Raw genomic sequence first — 2,683 nt, forward strand, 5'->3', positions numbered from 1 at the left:
CGGTGGGGTCCGGACTCCGGTCGGTCGGGTGCGGGTCAGACGGCGAGTGCCTGGGCCCGGCGCTTCACCTCCGTGCCACGGTTCTCGCTGAGCGCCTGCGCGGGGGTGCCCGGCAGGGACGGGTCGGGGGTGAAGAGCCATTCCAGCATCTCGTCGTCCGCGAAGCCGTCGTCCCGCAGGAGCGTCAGGGTCCCGGCCAGCCCCTTGACCACCTTGTCCCCGTCGACGAAGGCGGCGGGGACGTGCAGCGCGCGGTTCTCACCCCGGCGTACGGCGATGAGCTGGCCGTCCCTGACCAGCTGCCGGACGCGCGTCACCTCGACGCCGAACTGTTCGGCGATGTCGGGGAGGGTGAGCCAGGCGGGGACGAGAGCATCGATCTTTGCGTCAATCTCGGTCACGGGACAAGCCTGCCACCTGCCACCGACAGTCGGAAGCCAGCCCCCCGCCACCTGGGCGGACGCGTCGGCAGGACACGCCATGTGGGACCGCCGTCGGGACCGCCGTACGGGACCGCGTCAGGCCGTCGCCGACTTCAGTGGCCGTGCCGGGTCCGCCAGGAGGTCCGCGTCCATCGCCGTGCCCGCCTCGATCAGCCGGCGCCCCTGCGCCAGGTCCCGGGGCCGCCCCACCGCGAGCAGCGCGACCAGCCGGGACTCCCGCAGCCAGCAGACGCTCCACGCCGCCTCTCCCGGGTCCCCGCGCCACACGGTCCGGTCGGCGTCCGCGTGGTGTCCCGCGTACTGGACGAAGCGCCCGAACTGCTCGGACCAGAAGTACGGCACCGGGTCGTACACCGCCGGGGCGTGTCCCGGCCCGCCGAGGATGTTCACCGCGACCGTGCGCGGCCCCCGGAGGGCGTTGTCCCAGTGGTGGACCAGCAGACGTTCCCCGTAGCGCCCGGACGGGAAGGACGCGCAGTCGCCGACCGCGTACACGTCCGGCAGGGAGGTCATCAGATGGTGGTCGGCGACGACCTCGCCCCGCGTCCCGAGGCCGATCCCGGAGCCGGCCAGCCAGGCCGTGGCGGGCCGCGCCCCGATGCCGACGACCACGGCACCCGCGGGCAGCCGGGTACCGTCGTCCAGGACCACGGCGCCCTCCTCGACACGCTCCACGCGCGCGTGCGTGCGCAGCGCCACTCCCGCCTCGGCGTACCAGGCGGTCATCGGGGCGGCCACCTCCGCGGGGAGCACCTCGGTGAGCGGCCGCCCGGCGGCCTCCACGACGGTGACCGCGCAGCCGGCCTCGCGGGCGGCGGTGGCGAACTCCGCGCCGATCCAGCCGGCGCCGACCACCACGATGTCGTGTTGCCGGGCGAGCACCGGGCGCAGCCGTTCGGCGTCGTCCAGGGTGCGCAGCAGATGCACGCCCCGGACGCCCTCCGCGCCCGGCAGCCGTACCGGTTCCGCGCCGGTGGCGATGACCAGCACGTCGTACGGGACGGGCCCGGCCTCCGTGTCGAGTTCGTGGTCGTCCGGGCGCAGGCCCAGCACCTCGCAGCCGAGCCGCAGTTCGATGCCGAGTTCCTCGAAGTCGACGTCGAGGGCGGAGTCCTCGGCCTTGCCGAGCAGGACCGCCTTGGACAACGGCGGCCGGTCGTAAGGCTGGTGGGGCTCCGCGCCGATCAGGGTCACGGTGCCGGTGAAGCCCTGCTCCCGCAGGGCGGCCGCGGTCTGCACACCGGCCATGCCCGCGCCCGCCACCACCACCCGCCGCGGTGCGGACCGTCCCGGTTCCTGCGTCTGCTCGCTCACCCGCTCACCCTAGTCACTCGGTCCTCGGCGGGTCCCGTGATCCGGGAGCTGTTCCACCACGCTCGTGCCGCTGCCCGGCTGCGACTCCCACTCCCAGCGCTCCTCCAGCCGCACCCGCCCGTCGGGCAGTTCCACGACCGTGGACACACAGTGCCCCGAGGACGTCGTGCCGTCCCGCTTGAGCTGGACGTAGCGGAAGTCCAGCCGGTCCCCCGCGCGGGTGCCCACCAGGTGCCCGCGCACCACGTCGCCCCCGGCGTAGTCGGCCCAGATCTCACCGTCCCGCTCGTGGTAGTCGAACCGGGTGCGGGTGCCGACCTGGCCGGGAGCCTGGTCGGCAACGGGGGAGAGAACGAGTCCGTCGAGCGATCGGGCCACTTGGAGGCTCCCTTGCATGTGCGTAGGGTGGCCAACGTAAGGCACTCGCGGGAGCCCGGACGCACCGGGCTGAGAGGGAGGCTGGCGGCCTCCGACCGTACGAACCTGATCCGGGTCATGCCGGCGAAGGGAGGGGCTGGACGCCCATGTCGTTCACGCGTACGTCAGACGTCCTCGTCGTCGGGGGCGGGATCGTCGGTCTGGTCACGGCCTGGCGGGCCGCGCAGCGGGGTCTCACCACGGCCGTGGTGGATCCCGAGCCGGGCGGCGGCGCCGCCCGGGTGGCCGCCGGGATGCTGGCCGCGGTCACCGAACTGCACTACGGCGAGGAGACGCTGCTCGGCCTGAACCTCGACTCCGCGCGGCGCTACCCCGACTTCGCGGCCGAGCTCACCGAACTCACCGGCCACGACCTCGGCTACCGCCGCTGCGGCACGCTCGCCGTGGCCCTGGACGCCGACGACCGCGCCCATCTGCGCGAACTGCACGCCTTGCAGCAGCGGTCGGGGCTGGACGCGCAGTGGCTGTCCGGGCGGGAGTGCCGGCGC

The 2,683-nt window shown here is 74.1% G+C and carries 4 protein-coding genes and 1 riboswitch; of the genes, 1 reads left to right on the top strand and 3 read right to left on the bottom strand.

Going from position 1 to position 2,683, the window contains the following annotated elements:
• Window positions 1-35 precede the first annotated feature (35 nt).
• The 3 genes from B9S61_RS11550 to B9S61_RS11560 all read right to left on the bottom strand — a co-directional run bounded on the left by B9S61_RS11550 (window position 36) and on the right by B9S61_RS11560 (window position 2,135).
• Window positions 36-401 carry an Rv2175c family DNA-binding protein gene (locus B9S61_RS11550; protein ID WP_103542180.1) on the bottom strand — a complete coding sequence of 122 codons (366 nt, stop codon included), beginning with the start codon at window positions 399-401 and terminating at the stop codon, window positions 36-38.
• A 117-nt stretch (window positions 402-518) separates the two neighbouring features.
• Window positions 519-1,757, bottom strand: coding sequence for an NAD(P)/FAD-dependent oxidoreductase (locus B9S61_RS11555; protein ID WP_181007332.1), 1,239 nt, complete (start codon window positions 1,755-1,757; stop codon window positions 519-521).
• 9 nt (window positions 1,758-1,766) lie between these two features.
• A complete protein-coding gene (locus B9S61_RS11560; protein ID WP_103542182.1) occupies window positions 1,767-2,135 on the bottom strand; it encodes a hypothetical protein in 369 nt (122 codons plus the stop codon).
• A 37-nt stretch (window positions 2,136-2,172) separates the two neighbouring features.
• A riboswitch (TPP riboswitch) is annotated at window positions 2,173-2,284 on the top strand.
• Between B9S61_RS11560 and B9S61_RS11565 the strand changes: the two genes are divergently transcribed.
• Window positions 2,282-2,683, top strand: a 402-nt coding sequence (locus B9S61_RS11565) for an FAD-dependent oxidoreductase (protein WP_146064794.1), incomplete at its 3' end; no start/stop codon positions are given. (Overlaps the previous riboswitch by 3 nt.)

The organism is Streptomyces sp. SM1, assembly GCF_002910825.1.
Lineage (GTDB): Bacteria > Actinomycetota > Actinomycetes > Streptomycetales > Streptomycetaceae > Streptomyces > Streptomyces okerensis.